The sequence below is a fragment of the Kitasatospora sp. HUAS MG31 genome (genome assembly GCF_040571325.1).
Classification (GTDB): Bacteria; Actinomycetota; Actinomycetes; order Streptomycetales; family Streptomycetaceae; genus Kitasatospora; species Kitasatospora camelliae.
The window spans coordinates 4,689,739-4,707,817 of the sequence record NZ_CP159872.1; the positions used below are offsets into that span (position 1 = coordinate 4,689,739).

Below are 18,079 nucleotides of genomic sequence, written 5' to 3' on the forward strand. Positions count from 1 at the left end.
CCTCACCGGTCGGCGCAGGAGTACGAGCCGTCCGCCTCCCGGGCCACCGCGTTGTGGCCCAGGCAGGCCAGCATCGGCGCCACCGAGTACGCCCGCAGGACGCCGCCAGCCAGCAGCAGGACGCAGACCGTCCCGACCGTGGCCAGCACCAGCCGGGAGGACCGCGCGGCGGCGATCAGCGCGACCAGCGCCGCCGCCGCGCTCAGCACCACCGCGATCAGCACCAGTGGGCCGCGGTTGTCCCGCAGCCCCGGGAACTGGTCCGGCTGCTCGGCCTCCAGCGTCGCGGCGTAGCCGATCACCAGCAGCAGGGCCGAGACCGGCACCAGCCCCACCATCAGACAGCCCTTCACGGCCCCTCCCCCTTCGGCCCACCCACCCCGGGCCCGGCCACCCCCCCCCGCAGGGACGCCCACCCACCCCCCCGGGGTTCCGCCGCCGGGCAACGCCGCCGGGCAACGACAAGGGGCCGCGCACGGGGAGACTCCCCGCACACGGCCCCGGGCCGTACGGATCAGAACTTGTTCTTCGGCGTGAGGCCGAGGGACAGGCCGGAGAGGCCGCGCTTGCGGCCGCCGAGCTTGCCGGCGATGGTGCGGAGGGCCGAGCCGGCCGGGGACTCCGGGTTGGAGAGGACCACCGGGCGGCCGTCGTCGCCGCCCTCGCGGAGGCGGACGTCGATCGGGATCGAGCCGAGCACCGGGACGGTGGCGCCAACGCTGCGGGTCAGCGCGTCCGCGACGGTCTGGCCGCCGCCGGTGCCGAAGACGTCGATCATCTCGTCGCAGTGCGGGCAGGGCATGCCCGACATGTTCTCGATCACGCCGACGATCTTCTGGTGCGTCTGGAGCGCGATGGTGCCCGCCCGCTCGGCCACCTCGGCGGCGGCCATCTGCGGGGTGGTGACGATCAGGATCTCCGCGTTCGGGACCAGCTGGGCGACCGAGATGGCGATGTCGCCGGTGCCCGGAGGCAGGTCGAGCAGCAGGACGTCCAGGTCGCCCCAGTACACGTCGGCGAGGAACTGCTGGAGCGCGCGGTGCAGCATCGGCCCGCGCCACACCACCGGGGCGTTGCCCGGGGTGAACATGCCGATCGAGATGACCTTCACGCCGTTCGCGGCCGGCGGCATGATCATGTCCTGGACCTGGGTCGGCCGGCCCTCGACGCCCAGCATCCGCGGCACGCTGTGGCCGTAGATGTCGGCGTCCACCACCGCGACCTTCAGGCCGTCGGCGGCCATCGCGGCGGCCAGGTTGACCGTCACCGAGGACTTGCCGACGCCGCCCTTGCCGGAGGCGACCGCGTAGACCCGGGTGAGCGTGCCCGGCTTGGCGAACGGGATCTCCCGCTCGGGGGCGCCGCCGCGCAGCAGCTGGGAGAGCTCGCGCCGCTGCTCGTCGCTCATCACGTCCAGCTCGACCGCGACCGAGGCGACCCCGGCGACCGCCGACACCGCGTCGGTGACCCGCTGCACGATCGTCTCGCGCATCGGACAGCCCGAGACGGTCAGGTAGACCGCGACGCGCACCGCGCCGCCGTCGGCGATCTCGACGGATTTCACCATGCCGATCTCGGTGATCGGGCGGTTGATCTCCGGGTCGTGGACGGTCGCCAGCGCCTCGCGGACGGACTCCTCCGTCACGCCGGTCGCAACCTCTGTCTCGTTGGCCATGCCTTGATGGTACGGCGCTGCGGCGTCCCCCCGACCCGCCGGTAGCGTGCCGCCGGTCACACGCCCGCCGACCCCGCGCCGAGCCCCTCACCGACCCCGCGCCGACGGCCTCACCGCCCCCGCCCCGGCCGCCTCACCGGCCCCGTGTCGACCGCTCCTCAGACCAGGTCCGAGGCACCCCGGCGCTGCTCCTCCAGCTCCTTCAGCAGCGCCTGCAGCTCCGAGCGGACGAAGTCGCGGGTGGCCACCTCGCCGAGCCCCTGGCGGAGCGCCGCGACCTCGCGGGTGAGGTACTCGGTGTCGGCGATGTTGCGGTCGCTGCGGGCGCGGTCCTGCTCCATGTTGACCCGGTCCCGGTCGTCCTGGCGGTTCTGCGCCAGCAGGATCAGCGGCGCCGCGTACGAGGCCTGAAGCGAGAGCATCAGGGTCAGGAAGATGAACGGGTAGTCGTCGAAGTGGACCTCGTCCGGCAGCAGGGTGTTCCAGCCGACCCAGACGATCACCACCACGGTCATCCAGACGATGAACCGGCCGGTGCCCAGGAACCGCGCGATCCGCTCGGAGAGCTTGCCGAACGCCTCCGGGTCGTAGGTGGGCAGGGTGATCAGGCCGGGCCGGGCGGTGCGCGGCTGGTCCAGCCGGGCGCGGGTCCCGCCGGTGATCTCGGTGCGCTGCGAGCGGCCGCCCTCGCGGGTGCGCAGTTCGCGCAGCTGCCGCAGCTCGCCCTGGATCCGCCGGCCCGCGCCGTCCTCGCGGCCCGGCCGGCCCTTGCGGTCAGCGTCCACCGGCGGTCTCCCTCTCCCCGACGGGCTGCCCCACCGGCTGCCCCTCCATCCCGTGCAGCGAGGACTCGCGCCAGTCCTCCGGCAGCAGGTGGTCGAGCACGTCGTCGACGGTGACGGCGCCCAGCAGGTGGTCCGCCTCGTCGACCACCGGCGCGGCGACCATGTTGTAGGTGGCCAGGTAGCTGGTGATCAGCGGCAGCGGGGTGTCCGGGGGGATCGGGTCCAGGTCGTCGTCGACCAGCGAGCCGACCAGGGTGAACGGGGGCTCGCGCAGCAGCCGCTGGAAGTGCACGATGCCCAGGTACTTGCCGGTGGGCGTCTCGTTCGGCGGGCGGCAGACGTACACCTGGGCGGCGAGCGCGGGCTTGTGGTCGCGGATCCGGATCCGGGCCAGGGCCTCGGCCACGGTGGCGTCCGGCTCCAGGACGATCGGCTCGGTGGTCATCAGACCGCCCGCGGTGTCCTCCGCGTAGCTGAGCAGGCGGCGCATCTCGGCGGCGTCCTCCGGCTCCATCAGACGCAGCAGCCGCTCGGCGTCCTCCTCGGGGAGGTCGGAGAGCAGGTCGGCGGCGTCGTCCGGGTCCATCGCCTCCAGGACGTCGGCGGCGCGCTCCTCCTTCAGCTTGCCGATGATCTCGACCTGGTCGTCCTCGGGGAGCTCCTCCAGGACGTCGGCGAGCCGGTCGTCGTCCAGCGCGGCGGCCACCTCGGCGCGGCGCTTGGCCGAGAGGTGGTGCATCACGTTCGCCAGGTCGGCGGGGCGCAGCTGCTCGAAGGTGGCCAGCAGGTTGGCCGCGCCCTGCCCCTCCTCGACCAGCGAGAAGCCGGTGACGGCGGACCAGTCCAGGGTGAGCGTCTCGCCCTTGGCCTTGCGCAGCCGGCCGACCTTGCCGACCTGGACGAAGACCTTGCTGATCTCCCACTCGCGGACCCGGCTCTGCACCATCGCCACGTCCAGGACGGTGACCTCGTCCCGGGTCTTGGTCCGCATCACGGTGCGGTCCAGCAGCTCGGCGAGGACCAGGGTCTCCGAGGGACGCTGCTCGAAGCGGCGCATGTTGACCACGCCGGTGGTGATCACCTGGCCGGACTCCAGGCTGGTCACCCGGGTCATCGGCAGGAAGATCCGGCGGCGCCCGATCACCTCGACCACCAGGCCCAGCACCCGCGGCGGCTTGCCGCCGAGCCGCAGCGACACCACCACGTCGCGGACCCGGCCCACCTGGTCGCCGTTGGGGTCGAAGACGGCGACACCGGCGAGGTGCGAGATGAAGACCCGGCTGCCTGGCCCTGCCATGGACTCCCTCTCTCTCCCGTCATTCCCGGGCCAAGGCTACCCGTGCCCCCACCCGCCAGCCCGCCGAGCGGCGGCCCGGCCCGGGGACGTCTCGGCGGGGGAGGAGGTCAGCGCCCGCGGCGCCGGAACAGCAGCTTCGGCAGGCCGGCCGGGATGGGCTCGCGGGTGGTCGCCGGAGTCTCCATCGGGCGGGCCGTGTGCGAGCCGTGGGGCATCGCGCCGGGCTGCTCGGTGAGCGGTCCGGACGGGGCCAGCCGCAGCACCCGGCACTCGCGGGCCCAGCGGTCGCCGATGGTGTCGGTGTCGGGCGCGTTCAGCCGCTTGCCCTTGAGCTCCTCGACCGCGCCGAGCCAGCCCTCGCTGCCCGGCTCCAGCTCGCTGACCGTGGCCGGCCAGCTGGTCAGCCGGCCCCACTTGTCCTTGCTGCGGACGGTGACCGTGGCCGGCTGACCGGCCACCAGGCCGTGCAGCGGCTGCTCCGCACCGTCGCCCACGACCACCACGGCGCCGTCGTACCAGGCGTGCCACAGCGCCCGGGCCTGGGCCTGCCCGGCGGGAAGGACCCACAGCAGCCCGGACTTCTTGGCCGCCTCCTCCAGCAGTGCGCGCTCCTGGAAGTCGGCCGCGGTGCTCGTCGTCTCCATGGCGCACAGCGTACGGCCTGCCGCCGGAGCCCGTCCGCGAGGCGTCTCACCGATCAGAACGACAGTGCCGTGATGCCCTGACAGGCCTTACCGTGGTCACATCCGCGTCCCAGCCCGCCCGCCGAGGAGACCCGTGCCCGCCGCCCGGCCCGACACCGTCACCGCCACTCCCGCCGGTATGGCCGCCGAAGGCGTGCCGGCGCCGCTGCCGAAGACGGACCTGGTGCTGCTCGCCGTGTCGATCACGGGCATCTCGCTCTCCGCGCCGCTGATCAGCGCCACCGCCGCCCCCGCCCTGGCGATCGCCCTCTGGCGGAACCTGATGTCGGTCGGCGTCCTCGGCCCGTACGCCCTGCTGCGGCACCGGGCCGAGCTGCGCGGGATCGGCCGCCGGGCGCTGCTGCTGGCGACGGGCGCCGGCGCGCTGCTGGCGGTGCACTTCGCGCTGTGGATGCCCAGCCTGCGGATGACCTCGGTGGCCTCGGCCACCGCCCTGGTGACCACCACCCCGCTGTGGACCATCCTGCTGATGCGGCTGTTCGGCCGGCGGGCCCCCCGGCTGGTCTGGATCGGCATGTGCGTGGCCTTCGCCGGCGTGCTGGTGCTGACCGGCGTCGACCTCTCGCTCTCCCCGCGCGCCCTGGCCGGCGACGCCCTCGCCCTGGGCGCGGGCCTGGCCGCGGCCGGGTACATGCTGCTCGGCGCCGAGGTCCGCAAGACCGTCAGCACCACCGCGTACACCCTGGTCTGCTACGCCACCTGCGCCGCGGTGCTGCTGGGCGTCTGCCTGGTGGCCGGTACGCCGCTGGGCGGCTGGCCGGCCGGGGTGTGGTGGCAGATCGCGCTGCTGATGGTCGCCGCCCAGCTGCTCGGGCACTCGCTGAGCAACCGGGTGGTGCGCACCCTGGGCCCCTCGGTCACCTCGACGGCGATCCTGCTGGAGACCCCGGGCGCGGCCCTGATCGCGGCCGTGTGGCTGGGCCAGTGGCCGCCGGTGGCCGCGTACCCGGCGGTCGGGCTGATCCTGCTCGGCCTGGTCCTGGTCGCCCGCGGCGGCCGTCGGTAGCGGCCGGCTGTCGCCGCCGCGCTCCGGGTCAGAGCCAGCCGTTGCGGCGGAAGCCGCGGTACATCCCGATACAGATGAGGATCACGCTGCCGAGCACCATCGGGTAGCCGTACCGGTGGTGCAGCTCGGGCATGTAGTCGAAGTTCATGCCGTACACACCGGTGATCATGGTGGGAACGGCGAAGATGGCCGCCCAGGCGGTGATCTTGCGCATGTCCTCGTTCTGCGCCACCGAGACCTGCGCCAGGTTCGCCTGGAGCAGCGAGTTCAGCAGCTCGTCGAAGCCGTGCACCTGCTCGGTCACCCGGGCCAGGTGGTCGGCGACGTCCCGGAAGTACTTCTGGATGTCCGGGTCGACCAGCCGCTGGAGCGGCTCGGACAGCTGCTGCATCGGCCGCAGCAGCGGGGTCACCGCGCGCTTGAACTCCAGCACCTCGCGCTTGAGCTGGTACACCCGGCCGACGTCCGTGCCGCGGCCGCCCTTGTTGGCGAAGACGTCGTACTCGATCTCGTCCACGTCCGTCTGCAGCCGGTCCGCGACCACCAGGTAGTTGTCCACCACGTGGTCGGCGATCGCGTGCAGCACCGCCGACGGGCCCTTGGCCAGCAGCGGGACGCCGTCCGGCCCCTCCACGTCCGCCTCCAGCCGGCGGCGCAGCTCCTGCAGCGAGCTGTGCCCGCCGTGCCGGACGGTGATCACGAAGTCGTGCCCGGCGAACACCATCAGCTCGCCGGTCTCCACCACCTCGCTGGTCGGGGTGAGCTGGTCGTGCTCCACGTACCGGATGGTCTTGAAGACCGCGAACAGCACGTCGTCGTACCGCTCGACCTTCGGCCGCTGGTGCGCGTGCACCGCGTCCTCCACCGCCAGCGGGTGCAGCCCGAACCGCTGCGCGATGCCCTCGAACTCCGCCTCGGTGGGCTCGTGCAGCCCGATCCAGCTGAACGATCCTGCGTCCAGCTGCTGGGCGAGCTTGACCCGCTTCGCGGCCTCGCGGGGGCTGCAACGCTCGCCCACCCGGCGGCCGTTCTGGTACACGGCGCAGTCCACCACGGCCGAGGGGGCGTGCCCCGGGCGCAGCGGGTCGTAGGCGTCGGCACTCCGGCGACGGCTCGGCCGGACGGCGGCGCGCAGGTTGTTGATCATCGACATGGCAGCAGGCTCCTTGCGCGGGAGCCGTCGCACGGCGGGCCGGAACGGCGGCCGGATGCGGCGGCGGGAACACCGATGGACACACCGGGCCCGGGATCAGGAAAAGACGTGCGAGGACACGTGTTTGGATCGTCGGGCTCCGGGGAAGGTGCTCTCCCGGCCGCGGTTGACGCTGCGTCGACTACCTCAGGAGAAGAGGCGGCGGCGGAGGTTGGCAGGCCGGGCAGAGCTGCCGGTACTGCATGGTCGACTGGTATCCACCGCAACCACCTCCTTCAGGCCGCGGCCCCGGGGAGTAGGTTCCCGGTGGCCAGCTGCTCACACTAACAGTTTTCGGCCTTCCCCCGCTGGGGTGTTCGCGAACGGCCCGACGGCGCCGCGCTATGGTCGCGTCATGGCGCACGACTTCCCGCTCTTCGGCGACTTCTCCGATCCCGACGCCGGCTCGGAGCTCACCCGCGCGGCCGTGCTGGCCGCGGTCGAGGCCCGGCTGATCACCACCTTCGGCGAGCCCACCGGCCGGGCCGCGGTCACCTTCCTGGGCGCGGACCGGATCGAGGTGCTGCGCTTCGGCCCGGACGAGGACCGGCTGGTCCGGTACGCGACCCTCGGGATGGCCGGCGCGCCGATGGCCGACCCCACCGCGCCGGTCGCCGACCCGGTCCGCGGACCCCGCGCCGAACTTTTGCTCACCGTCCGCGGGGGGCGCGACGAGGCGCACCGCGCGCTGGCCGTGTTCGCCGCGTCGCCGCAGGTCGAGGGCCTGGTGGTGGCGCCCGGCAGCTCGCTCGACCTGGGCTCGCCGCTCTGGGAGGGCGCGCCCTTCACCTCCGTCCTGGTGGCCGAACCGGGCGGGCTGGTCGAGGACCTGGACCTCGCCGACCCGGCCGACCCGGTCCGCTTCCTGCCCCTGCTGCCGATGACGCCCAACGAGGCCGCCTACAAGCGGGTCCAGGGCGCCCAGGCGCTGGAGGAGCGCTGGCTGCGGCACGGAACCGACCTCCGCGACCCCGCCCGCCGGGCCGTCCCGCTGGACTGAGGACCCTCCCGGACCGGGCTACCGGTACGACGCGATGAAGGCGAACACGCCGCTGGCGACCAGCTGCACGGCGATCGCCGAGAGCAACAGGCCGGACAGCCGTGTGATCAACACCACGCCGCCGTCCTTGATGATCCGGATGATCACCAGCGAGAACCGCATGGTCAGCCAGAGCACCACGTGGATGGCCACGATGGCGGTCCAGACCGCCAGGTACTGCCGCGCCGCGTCGGCGGTCTGCACCGCCAGGATCACCGCGACGATCGCCCCCGGACCGGCCAGCAGCGGCGTGCCGAGCGGGACGAGGGCGACGTTCACGTCCTTGGTCTGCGCGGGCTCCTCGATCTTGCCGGTGAGCAGGTCCAGCGCGATCAGCAGCAGCAGGATCCCGCCGGAGACCTGCAACGCGGGGATGGAGACGTGCAGGTAGTCGAGGATCTGCTGGCCGAACAGGCCGAAGCAGGTGATCACGCCCAGCGCCACGGCCGCCGCCTGCCACGCCATCCGCCGCTGCACCCGGACGGCCCGGCCGGAGGTCAGTGCCAGGAAGATCGGGATCGTCCCCGGCGGGTCCATGATCACGAACAGGGTGACGAACAGCGACCCGAACGTCGTCGCGTCGAAGACGGTCATCCGCCGGACGCCCGGCCGGTGGCTGCGCTCATGTGACGGATTGTCCGTTCGCGGCACGGGCCGGGCACGCCGGAGCGCGGGCCGTGTGCGCCGGGCGGGTGGGGGCACCCGGGGGGCGGGCGGTCGAGGGCGCCCCGGAGGGCGACCCTCCGTCAGCCGGTGACCGGCTTGGCCCCGGTCGCCTGGGCCACCAGGGCCTCGTACACCGCCGGGTCGGTGGTGTGCTCACCGAGCCGGACGGTCTTGCGGCTGCCGTGGTAGTCGCTGGAGCCGGTGGTCAGCAGCCCCAGCTCCGCGGCCAGGCCCCGCAGATGGGCGCGGGCCGCCTCGTCGTGGTCGGTGTGGTCGACCTCCAGGCCGGCCAGCCCGGCCGCCGCCAGGTCCGCGATCACCTGGTCGGAGACCGTCCTCCCGCGCTTCACGGCGCCCGGGTGCGCGAACACCGGCACCCCGCCCGCGGCCCGGACCAGCCGGACGGCGGTGACCGGGTCGGTCTCGTGCTTGCGGACGTCCGCCCGGCCGCCGTTGGCCAGCCACTCGGCGGTGAACGCGTCCGAGACCGTCTCCACCACCCCGGCCTCGACCAGCGCGCTGGCGATGTGCGGCCGTCCGACCGATCCGCTGCCGGCGATCCGCTCCACCTGCTCCCAGCTGATCGGTGCGCCCAGCTCGCGGCAGCGGTCCACGATCGCCCGGCCGCGCCGGAACCGGTCCGTGCGGACCAGCTCGCGCTCGGCCGCGAAGGTCGGCTCCGCCGGATCGAACAGGTACGCCAGCAGGTGCAGGCTCACCCCGCCGATGTGGCAGGACAGCTCCGCGCCCGGCACCAGGGTCAGCCCGGTGCCCTGGACCGCCTCGATCGCCTCGCCGTACCCGGACACCGTGTCGTGGTCGGTCAGCGCCACCACGTCGAGGCCCGCGGCCACCGCAGCCGCCACCAGCTCCGCCGGGCTGTCGGTGCCGTCGGACGCGTTGCTGTGGGCGTGCAGGTCGATGCGCACGGGCCTGTCCTCCTGGACTCTCGGGTGTGCCCCAGGATACTGACGGCCCCGCCTCGGCCCCCGGGAAAGCCCCCGGGACGGCCCCCTTTCCGGGAGAACCGTCGGGGCGGAGGGTCAGCCCAGCAGCCGCGGCGAGAGCGCCCCGCAGGGCAGCAGGTTGAGTTCGGCCCCCGCGTCCCGCAGGTCGGTGAGCACCAACTCGTCGTGCATCAGCAGCGCCGACTGCTCCGGCCACGCGATCGCCCACAGCCACAGCCCGCGCGCCTCGCCCACGTACACCGCGCGGTCGGCCGGTGCGTCCGGCACGTGGAACATCGGGGTGGGGCGCCCGGCGGCCATCAGCTTGGCGTCGGCCGGCTTGTAGAGGGAGACCGAGTCACCCGGGTCCGGGCCGTCCAGCCCGGCGTAGCGGGCGCCCAGGCCCACCCCCAGCTCCTCGGCGACCAGTACCAGCTCGCCGAAACCCCCCAGCGGCGCCGGGCCCGAGCAGGCGACGGCGGTGGCGCGGGCCCCGGACAGGTCGTCGCCGGCGTGCGCGATGCCCGTGAACAGCCAGCCCACCGGCAGCGGCCAGGGCAGCCAGACGGGGACCTGGGAGCGGAGTACGGCGACGTTGAGCGCGTCCACGCTCGGGGGCAGCACCGGTTGCATGGGGTGCACGGCGCCGTGCCGGTCGCACTGCCACGTGTCGGAGAAGAGTCCGGGGGCGCGGACCCTCCCAGCGCACCTCGGGCAGCTTGGCTCGCCCCTCATAGCCGACAACGCTCCTCCCTCCGGACCGCCGCGTCAAGGACGATCACCCGTACGTGGTGCGTCGCGTCGCCTGGCCGTGGCCGGTGGGCGGTGGAAGCGGCCCAGGAAGGAATGTCCCGCCGGGGGCGGCGGCAAACACCGCGCTGGTCGCGGGGGCCGGCGCGGCACCGTGGGGCGGGTGTGGCACCGGGTTCAGCCCGGGACGCCCGGGCACGCGGCACCCGGCCCGGAACGCACTGACGCCCCGTCACCGAGTATGCGGATGACGGGGCGTCAGTCGGGTATCGGGGGGTCGGACGGCGTGTCGGCCGGCGTGTCGCCGGTCGGTTCGGCCGGTCCGCTCCCGGTCAGACGGTCTTGCACGGCCGGATGTACAGGCGTTCGCCGGTCAGCGCGGCCTCCCTGACGTACTCGCGGACGGTGTCGGCGTCGGCGATCAGGCGGTCGGTGGCGACGCCCTCGGCGTCGTCCAGGCGGAGGATCTCGAAACGCATGGCCTCTCCCTTCCCGGCCCCATGGCGTGGGGCGGTGGTGGCCGACGCCCCGGTGAGGGGGCGTCCGCCGTGGCTGGATCGGTCGTCCGGCGGGGTGCGGGGCACCCGTCGTCACTCCCGGATCCGGCACGGGTGGAGGCGAGGTGCCTCCGGGATCCACAGTGCCGGGATGCTGCTTCGGGGTGGTTGCCCGCCCGTAAAGTCCTGGTTTCGGCGTGGATGTACCGCCGCGGGAGGGGGAGTGATTGCCAGACTGGATCAAATATTACCCGAGCTAACGAATTTTGTCCCGTGATTTGCGCACAGGAGGTCGCGCCGCGTGTCCGGGATGTGAAGAGGCCGGGGTCAGGGCTGAGACGGGAGCGGTCCTGCGGTCAGGCCCAGAAGTCGACCAGGGCGGCGGCGGTGGCGGCCGGCTGCTCCGCGTTGGGGGAGTGGCCGGCGTCCTCGACCACCACCCGGCGGGCCGCGAGGAGCTCCGCCATCGTGGACTGCAGCTCCACCGGCCAGGCGTAGTCCCGGACGCCCGAGAGCACCAGCTTGGGCAGGTCCACCTCGGACAGCTCGGCCACCCGGTCGGGGGCGGAGATCAGGTGCGCGCCGGCGGTCCGCAGGCAGACCGGGACGTTGGCCAGCCAGCGGCGGTGCAGGAACTCCGCCACCTCCGGGTGCAGCTCGTCCGGCCGGGACCCGCTGCCCTCCTCCATCTGCTGCATCACCTGCCAGATGGACTCCAGGTCCATCGACTCCAGGGCGTCCACCAGCAGCTTGGTCCGGGTCGCCTCGGCCGGGTCGATCGCGCCGGGGCCGGTGGCCAGCAGTGTCAGCGAACGCCACGGCAGCGGACGGCCGGTGGCGGCGGCCGCCAGGACCGCCTCGCGGACCACCTGGCCGCCGAAGGAGTGGCCGAGCAGGTGCAGGGGCGCGGTGCCGCCGTCCGTCCCGTGGGCGGCCGGCCGCTCGGCCAGCCACTCGGTCAGCGCGAGCACGTCACGGGCCAGCTCGTCGATCGCGTACGCGGCCGGGTCGGCCGGGCCGCCGGTCTCGTACTGGCCGCGCTGGTCCACGGCGAGGACCCGGTAGCCGGCGGCGGCGAGGGGCTCCAGCAGGGCGATGAAGTCCTCCTTGCTGCCGGTGAACCCGGGCACCAGCAGCGCGGTCCCGCGGACCGGTTCGGACGGCTCCGCCGGTTCCGCCCAGAGCGCGGCGAACTCGCCACGGGCCGTCGTGACCCGGAGCGCCCGCGCGCACCCGGGCAGACGCAGAAACGGCGGCGTACTCATCCCTGACGACTCCTCCCGCGATCCATCACCGCCCCGAGCCTAGACCGCGCTCCGCCGGGCCCCGCACGAGGGGGACGCGGGAGCGGCGGCGGGTGGCCGGCCGTGCGGACGGCCGCTCCCGACGGGTCCGGCCCGGGAAGGCGGGCTTCCCCGTGCTCCGGCGGGAACGCCGAAGGGGCGCGGGGAGCCCGGGCGAGCCGGGTCCTCGCGCCCCTTCGGGGTGCGGGTGCGGGTCACGCCTCCGTGGTGGCGGCCTTGCGGGCGCGGGTGCGCTTCTTCGGCGCCTCCGCGGTCTCCGGGGCGGCGGCCTCGGTGGCGGCGGCCTCGACCGGGGCGGTCGCCGCGGTCTTGCGGGTGCGGGTCCGCTTCTTCGGCGCCTCGGCCGGGGCGTCCGCCGCCACGGTCTCGGCGGCGGCCTCGACCGGAGCGGCGACCGCGGTCTTGCGGGTGCGGGTGCGCTTCTTCGGCGCCTCCGCGGTCTCCGGGGTCTCCGCCACCACGACCTCGGCCACGGGAGCCTCGACCGGGGCGGCAGCGGCGGTCTTGCGGGTGCGCCGGCGCGGGGCCGGCACCTCCTCAGCGACCACGACGGCCGGAGCCTCGGCCACGGGAGCCTCGACGACCGCGACCGCGACCGCGGCCTCGCCGCCCTCGCCCGCCGAGCCGCCGCGGGTGCGGCGACGGCGTCGCGGAGCCCGGGTGTCGGCCGTCACGGTCTCGGCGGCGGCCACCACCGGGGCGTCCGTCGCCGCGACCTCGGCCGCGACCTCGGTGACGGCCTCGACGCCCTCGCCCGCCGTGCGCGCCGCGCCACGGGTCCGCCGCCGCTCGCGCGGCTTGCGGGCGGGCCGCTCGGCCGGCTGCTCGGGACCGGTGGAGCCGGAGCCCGCGCCGTCCCGGCCGCCGCGTCCGCCCTTGGGGCGGCGGGAGCCGCGGCCGCCGGTCTCACCGAGGTCCTCGACCTCCTCCGCGGCGAGGCCGGCCCGGGTCCGCTCCGAGCGGGGCAGGACGCCCTTGGTGCCCGGGGCGATCTTGAGCAGCTCGTACAGGTGCGCGGAGGTGGAGTAGGTCTCCTCCGGGTCGTTGAACGGCAGGTCAAGCGCCTTGTTGATCAGCTGCCAGCGCGGGATGTCGTCCCAGTCGACCAGGGTGACGGCGGTGCCGGAGGCGCCGGCGCGGCCGGTGCGGCCGATCCGGTGGAGGTAGGTCTTCTCGTCCTCGGGGCACTGGTAGTTGACGACGTGGGTGACACCCTCGACGTCGATGCCGCGGGCGGCGACGTCGGTGCAGACCAGGACGTCGACCTTGCCGTTGCGGAAGGCCCGCAGGGCCTGCTCGCGGGCGCCCTGGCCGAGGTCGCCGTGGACGGCGCCGGCCGCGAAGCCGCGGCGGGTCAGCTGGTCGGCCACGTCGGCGGCGGTCCGCTTGGTGCGGCAGAAGATCATCGCCAGCCCGCGGCCGTCGGCCTGCAGGATCCGGGAGAGCATCTCGACCTTGTCGAGCGAGTGCGCACGGAAGATGTGCTGCTCGATGTTGGCCACGGTGGTGCCGGTGTCGTCCGGCGCGGCGGCGCGGATGTGCGTCGGCTGGCTCATGTACCGGCGGGCGAGGCTGATGACCTGGCCCGGCATGGTGGCCGAGAAGAGCAGGGTCTGCCGCTTGGCGGGCAGCATGGTGATGATCTTCTCGACGTCGGGCAGGAAGCCCAGGTCGAGCATCTCGTCGGCCTCGTCGAGGACCAGCGAGCGGACCTTGGACAGGTCCAGCTTGCGCTGGCCGGCCAGGTCGAGCAGGCGGCCGGGGGTGCCGACGACGATGTCGACGCCCTTCTGCAGCGCCTCGACCTGCGGCTCGTACGCGCGGCCGCCGTAGACCGCGAGCACGCGGACGTTGCGGACCTTGCCGGCGGTCTGCAGGTCATTGGTGACCTGGGTGCACAGCTCGCGGGTAGGCACCACGATGAGCGCCTGCGGGCTGTCGGAGAGCTGGGCGGCCTCGGCCCGGCCGGCGTCCAGGTCGGCGCGGACGACGACCCGCTCGATGAGCGGGAGGCCGAAGCCGAGGGTCTTGCCGGTGCCGGTCTTCGCCTGGCCGATGACGTCGTGGCCGGTCATCGCGACCGGCAGGGTCATCTCCTGGATGGGGAAGGGGTGGACGATGCCGACGGCCTCCAGGGCCTCGGCGGTCTCCGGGAGGATCCCCAGGTCCCGGAAAGTGGTCTTGGTGGGTTCGGTGGTGGACAGGGTGCTGCCTCTTCCGTGTGGGGGGCCGAGAGCGAGCGGGCGGCGTGTGCCTGCCACGCGGCGGACTGCGGGCTCGCGGTGAGCCCGGGTGCAGCTGCGGGACGCACAACCGCGCCGACCCCTGCGGCGTGCCGGTGCGGGCGGCCCGTGGCGGGCGCGTCGTCCGGCGGCGCGGGGGAGGATTCCCGTGAGGGGTTCGGCGCGGGACCTGCGCCGTGGGGCGCCGTCCGCGGCGGCCCTCGCTCGGCCACTGATGCGGTGCCAAGGCCCGAGGTCCGGGCCAAGGTCGGAGCCGATCGGCTCTCCGACCGGGCATCCGCGTACGTGAGCGCCTGGCACCCGTGCGGGGCACGTCTGCGCGGCCTGTCCGGGAGGGACGGGCCGCGCGAGTACACCAGGCCTCACTACCACCATACCGTCCGGCGCCGACTCGAACACGTGACGCCGCTTACTCGTGACCCTCCGGGGTCCACGGCCGGCGACCAGGGGTGGGGCCCGGGGCGCCCGGCGGCGACGCCCCGGGGGCGCGGGCGCGGGCGGGCGCGGGCGGGTGGGGCGGTGCGGCGGTCTAAGGTTTCGTGCCATGGAGACTCAGGAATCTGGCGAGGGCTTCCCGACCGAATCGATCGGCGACTGGGCGAGCTGCGCGGCCGAGCCCGGCTACCGGGCCGCCGTGCTCGACCTGCTCGGCGCGCTGGCGTACGGCGAGCTGAGCGCCTTCGAGCGGCTGGCCGAGGACGCCAAGTTCGCCCCCGGGATCGCCGAGAAGGCCGCGCTGGCCCGGATGGCCTCCGCCGAGTTCCAGCACTACCAGCTGCTGCACGACCGGCTGGCCGAGGTGGGCGTCGACCCGTCCGCGGTGATGGCCCCGTTCGTCGAGCCGCTGGAGGCGTTCCACCGGATGACGGCGCCCTCGGACTGGCTGGAGGGCCTGGTCAAGGCGTACGTCGGCGACGCCATCGCCACCGACTTCTACCGCGAGGTGGCCGTCCGCCTGGACGACGACACCCGCGAGCTGGTGCTGCGGGTGATGTCCGACACGGGGCACGCGCAGTTCGCGGTGGACCGGGTGCGGCAGGCGATCGAGGAGGACCCGCGGGTCGGCGGCCGGCTGGCGCTGTGGGGCCGGCGGCTGATGGGCGAGGCGCTCAGCCAGGCGCAGCGGGTGGTCGCCGAGCGCGACGCGCTGTCGAACCTGCTGGTGGGCGGCGCGCAGGTGCAGGGCTTCGACCTGGTCGAGGTCGGCAAGATGTTCAACCGGATCACCGAGGCGCACACCCGGCGGATGGCCGCCCTCGGCCTGGCCTCCTAGGAAGGTACGCGGCACGGGCCCGGTTCCGGCCGGGCTCCGGGTCAGGCCGGCCGGCGCCGGCGGGCGCGGGGAGCGGCGCGCTCGGGCCGGGCCAGGACGGAGACCAGCAGCACCGAGCCGACCGCCGAGACCGCCAGGGCCACCGCCGGCTGCCGGCCGTCCAGCGAGAAGTCGCAGATCAGCCCGCCGATCATGGCGGCGACCACGGCGGTCGCCACGGTGAGACTGCGGGAGGTCGGGAAGTACCCGGGCAGCAGGGCCGCGGCGGCCGCTCCCACGGCCAGTCCGATCAGGGCGAAGGTCATCGTCTCGACGAGCACGGGCTGCCTCCCGGCGGTGGGCGGTACGGCGCTGTACGTCCCGCCATACCCCGGGCGGCCCCCCGGTACGCACAGGACGTACACATGGCGCTGCCCCGCCCCCCGGGCGGGGGAACGGGGCAGTGGGGACAGCGGGCCCTCGCCGGGCTCAGAGGGTGCCGAAGCCCACCTTGCGCACGCTCTGCTCGCCGATCTCGACGTAGGCGAGGCGGTCGGCCGGGACGATGACCCGGCGGCCGTGCTCGTCCGCGAGCTCCAGGACGTTCGCGGTGCCGTCCAGGGCCTTGGCGACCGCGGACGCGACCTCGTCGGCCGTCTGCGAGCTCTCCAGAACGATCTCTCGCGGCGCGTTCTGCACGCCGATCTTGACCTCCACGGCTTCCGTCCCTCCGGTTTGCAGCGATTCCAAGCGCTCGAACCGCAGTTCGCGGGCGACGCGCCGTACGGCTTCACCTTAGAGCAACGGCCGGACCGATCGGCGAAGGTCAGGGGATCGCTACTCGCCCGCGGACGGCTGGCCCTCCGGGGCGGGGTGCATCGGGAAGCCCTTCAGGCCGCGCCAGGCCAGGCTGGCGACCAGCCGGACGGCCTCGTCCCGCGGGATGTCGCGGCCCTGGGAGAGCCAGTACCGCGCGGTGATCTGGGCCAGGCCGCAGACGCCGGCCGCCAGCAGCTTGGCCTCCGCCTCCGGGAGGTCGGTGTCCTCGGCGATGACCTTGCTGACCAGGGTGGCGCTCAGGTCGCTGGCCCGCTCGACCCGCTCGCGCACGGCCGGCTCGTTGGTCAGGTCGGACTCGAAGACGAGCCGGAACGCGCCGGACTCGCTGGAGACGTAGTGGAAGTACGCCTCCATGGTCGCGGCCACGCGCTGCTTGTTGTCCGTCGTCGCGGACAGCGCGTCCCGGGTGGCGTCGACCAGGGCGTCGCAGTGCTTGTCGAGCAGCGCGAGGTAGAGCTCCAGCTTGCCCGGGAAGTGCTGGTACAGCACCGGCTTGCTGACCCCGGCGCGGTCGGCGATGTCGTCCATGGCCGCCGAGTGGTAGCCCTGGGCGACGAACACCTCCTGGGCCGCCCCGAGCAGTTGTTCACGGCGGGCGCTTCGCGGCAGGCGGGCACCGCGCGGGCGCTCCTGCGCCTCCTGGATGGCCGTCACGGCGCTCCTCACTTCACGGTCGAGCTTGGCTGGCAAGGTGATTGATTCTACTTTTCGGTAACCCGATCGGGCCGGGTGAAGCCGAGTAAAGCGCAGAAACTCCCTTGTCGGGAGCCCACAATACGGCCCCGGACCAGCCTTTCCACAGGGTGAGATCCCGGCGGGGACTGGGGGTCCGGCCCGCGGCCTCACTACCATCGTGCTCCATGAGCCCTGAGCAGCGCCTGGAGTCCGCCGTCGAGGAGTTCCGCACCGTGGAGGTGCCCGGGGCGGTGCTCGCGGTGAGCGGACCGCCCGCCGGAGCCGGCGACGGGAGGCCGCCGGCGCTCTTCGTGCACGGGCTCGGCGGCTCCGGGGACAACTGGACCGATCTGATGGCCGCGCTCTCGGACGAGGTCGACGGCGAGGCGGTCGACCTGCCCGGCTTCGGCCACTCCGCCCCGCCGCTGGACGGCAACCTGTCCGTCTCCGGCCACGTCCGGGCGGTCATCGGGTACCTGGAGGAGACCGGCCGCGGCCCGGTCCACCTGTTCGGCAACTCCATGGGCGGCGCCGTCGCCGTCCGGCTCGCCGCCCTGCGGCCCGACCTGGTCCGCAGCCTCACCCTGATCTCCCCGGCCCTGCCCGAGCTGCCCCCGCAGCACGGCGCCTGGCCCACCGCGCTGCTCGCGCTGCCCGGCGTGCCCGCCCTGCTGCGGTCCGGGGCGCTCCGGCCGCGCAGCCCCGAGGAGGCCACCGAGGGCCTGCTGCGGCTGGTCTACGGCGACACCACCACGATCGCGGCGGACCGCCGGGAGCGGGCGGTGGCCGAGTACCGGCGGCGCTCCGGCCTGCCGTACGCGGTGCAGGTGATGGTCGGCTCGGCCCGCGGCATCGTCTCGGCGTACACCGAGCGCGGGGACCAGTCGCTGTGGCGGCAGGCCGAGCAGGTGAAGGCGCCGGTGCTGCTGGTGTACGGGCTCAAGGACCGGCTGGTGTCGTACCGCTCCGCCCGGCGGGCCTGCGCGGCCTTCGCGGACGCGCGGCTGCTGGTGCTGCCCGACTCCGGGCACGTGGCGATGATGGAGCACCCCGAGCAGGTCGCCCGGGCGGTGCGGGAGCTGCTCGCCGAGTCCTGAGCGGCGCCAGGCCGGGCTGAGGCCGGGTTGCGGCCCGGCTGCGTCGTGCGTCCGAAGCCGTTGCGGCGGCCCGGAAACGCGCGGGCGGGGGCGAGGTAACGGGCGTTCAC

19 protein-coding genes are annotated in these 18,079 nt (G+C 74.2%); 4 read left to right on the plus strand and 15 right to left on the minus strand.

The genetic code is table 11. The features are described 5' to 3' along the window. Positions 1–2 precede the first annotated feature (2 nt). From ABWK59_RS21275 to ABWK59_RS21295, 5 genes are all read right to left on the minus strand, one after another. A complete protein-coding gene (locus ABWK59_RS21275) occupies positions 3–353 on the minus strand; it encodes a hypothetical protein (protein ID WP_354642202.1) in 351 nt (116 codons plus the stop codon). 161 nt (positions 354–514) lie between these two features. Then, positions 515–1,675, minus strand: coding sequence for an Mrp/NBP35 family ATP-binding protein (locus ABWK59_RS21280; protein ID WP_354642203.1), 1,161 nt, complete (start codon positions 1,673–1,675; stop codon positions 515–517). A 158-nt stretch (positions 1,676–1,833) separates the two neighbouring features. Next, positions 1,834–2,376 (minus strand): DUF1003 domain-containing protein, encoded by a 543-nt coding sequence (locus tag ABWK59_RS21285; protein ID WP_354645041.1) that lies wholly within the window; start codon positions 2,374–2,376, stop codon positions 1,834–1,836. Between the two features lie 73 nt (positions 2,377–2,449). Continuing rightward, positions 2,450–3,757 carry a magnesium transporter MgtE N-terminal domain-containing protein gene (locus tag ABWK59_RS21290; RefSeq protein WP_354642204.1) on the minus strand — a complete coding sequence of 436 codons (1,308 nt, stop codon included), beginning with the start codon at positions 3,755–3,757 and terminating at the stop codon, positions 2,450–2,452. A gap of 107 nt (positions 3,758–3,864) precedes the next feature. Then, the gene (locus ABWK59_RS21295; RefSeq protein WP_354642205.1) at positions 3,865–4,401 is read right to left on the minus strand and encodes a hypothetical protein; all 537 of its coding nucleotides are present in this window, start codon (positions 4,399–4,401) and stop codon (positions 3,865–3,867) included. A gap of 178 nt (positions 4,402–4,579) precedes the next feature. Here ABWK59_RS21295 and ABWK59_RS21300 point away from each other — a divergent pair, with 178 nt between their 5' ends. After that, positions 4,580–5,467, plus strand: coding sequence for a DMT family transporter (locus ABWK59_RS21300; RefSeq protein WP_354645042.1), 888 nt, complete (start codon positions 4,580–4,582; stop codon positions 5,465–5,467). Positions 5,468–5,495: 28 nt separating this feature from the next. Here the strand turns inward: ABWK59_RS21300 and corA are convergent, their stop codons facing one another. After that, positions 5,496–6,620, minus strand: a complete 1,125-nt coding sequence (gene corA / locus ABWK59_RS21305) for a magnesium/cobalt transporter CorA (protein ID WP_354642206.1) — start codon at positions 6,618–6,620, stop codon at positions 5,496–5,498. Positions 6,621–7,014: 394 nt separating this feature from the next. Between corA and ABWK59_RS21310 the strand changes: the two genes are divergently transcribed. Beyond that, complete coding sequence (locus ABWK59_RS21310) at positions 7,015–7,659, plus strand: suppressor of fused domain protein (RefSeq protein WP_354642207.1); 645 nt, start codon at positions 7,015–7,017, stop codon at positions 7,657–7,659. Between the two features lie 18 nt (positions 7,660–7,677). On the opposite strand, the gene ABWK59_RS21315 is transcribed toward ABWK59_RS21310, so the two are convergent. The 6 genes from ABWK59_RS21315 to ABWK59_RS21340 all read right to left on the minus strand — a co-directional run bounded on the left by ABWK59_RS21315 (position 7,678) and on the right by ABWK59_RS21340 (position 14,123). Beyond that, positions 7,678–8,292, minus strand: a complete 615-nt coding sequence (locus ABWK59_RS21315) for a MarC family protein (protein WP_354642208.1) — start codon at positions 8,290–8,292, stop codon at positions 7,678–7,680. Positions 8,293–8,444: 152 nt separating this feature from the next. Beyond that, the gene (locus ABWK59_RS21320; protein ID WP_354642209.1) at positions 8,445–9,293 is read right to left on the minus strand and encodes a PHP domain-containing protein; all 849 of its coding nucleotides are present in this window, start codon (positions 9,291–9,293) and stop codon (positions 8,445–8,447) included. Positions 9,294–9,407: 114 nt separating this feature from the next. Then, positions 9,408–10,046, minus strand: a complete 639-nt coding sequence (locus tag ABWK59_RS21325) for a DUF6758 family protein (RefSeq protein ID WP_354642210.1) — start codon at positions 10,044–10,046, stop codon at positions 9,408–9,410. A 347-nt stretch (positions 10,047–10,393) separates the two neighbouring features. Further along, the gene (locus tag ABWK59_RS21330; protein ID WP_354642211.1) at positions 10,394–10,540 is read right to left on the minus strand and encodes a hypothetical protein; all 147 of its coding nucleotides are present in this window, start codon (positions 10,538–10,540) and stop codon (positions 10,394–10,396) included. Positions 10,541–10,914: 374 nt separating this feature from the next. After that, positions 10,915–11,823: an alpha/beta fold hydrolase gene (locus ABWK59_RS21335; protein WP_354642212.1), complete on the minus strand. Its 909-nt coding sequence runs from the start codon at positions 11,821–11,823 to the stop codon at positions 10,915–10,917. Positions 11,824–12,056: 233 nt separating this feature from the next. After that, positions 12,057–14,123 carry a DEAD/DEAH box helicase gene (locus ABWK59_RS21340; RefSeq protein ID WP_420492818.1) on the minus strand — a complete coding sequence of 689 codons (2,067 nt, stop codon included), beginning with the start codon at positions 14,121–14,123 and terminating at the stop codon, positions 12,057–12,059. Positions 14,124–14,649: 526 nt separating this feature from the next. Here ABWK59_RS21340 and ABWK59_RS21345 point away from each other — a divergent pair. Then, positions 14,650–15,378, plus strand: coding sequence for a ferritin-like fold-containing protein (locus ABWK59_RS21345; RefSeq protein WP_354642213.1), 729 nt, complete (start codon positions 14,650–14,652; stop codon positions 15,376–15,378). A gap of 41 nt (positions 15,379–15,419) precedes the next feature. Here the strand turns inward: ABWK59_RS21345 and ABWK59_RS21350 are convergent, their stop codons facing one another. The 3 genes from ABWK59_RS21350 to ABWK59_RS21360 all read right to left on the minus strand — a co-directional run bounded on the left by ABWK59_RS21350 (position 15,420) and on the right by ABWK59_RS21360 (position 16,851). Continuing rightward, the gene (locus ABWK59_RS21350; RefSeq protein ID WP_354642214.1) at positions 15,420–15,698 is read right to left on the minus strand and encodes a hypothetical protein; all 279 of its coding nucleotides are present in this window, start codon (positions 15,696–15,698) and stop codon (positions 15,420–15,422) included. A 148-nt stretch (positions 15,699–15,846) separates the two neighbouring features. Beyond that, on the minus strand, positions 15,847–16,074 hold the full coding sequence (locus tag ABWK59_RS21355; RefSeq protein WP_354642215.1) for a DUF3107 domain-containing protein: 228 nt from the start codon (positions 16,072–16,074) through the stop codon (positions 15,847–15,849). 120 nt (positions 16,075–16,194) lie between these two features. Continuing rightward, entirely contained in the window at positions 16,195–16,851 is a 657-nt protein-coding gene (locus ABWK59_RS21360; protein ID WP_354642216.1) for a TetR/AcrR family transcriptional regulator, read from the minus strand. A gap of 206 nt (positions 16,852–17,057) precedes the next feature. Between ABWK59_RS21360 and ABWK59_RS21365 the strand changes: the two genes are divergently transcribed. Then, complete coding sequence (locus ABWK59_RS21365; protein WP_354642217.1) at positions 17,058–17,969, plus strand: alpha/beta fold hydrolase; 912 nt, start codon at positions 17,058–17,060, stop codon at positions 17,967–17,969. Positions 17,970–18,079 lie beyond the last annotated feature (110 nt).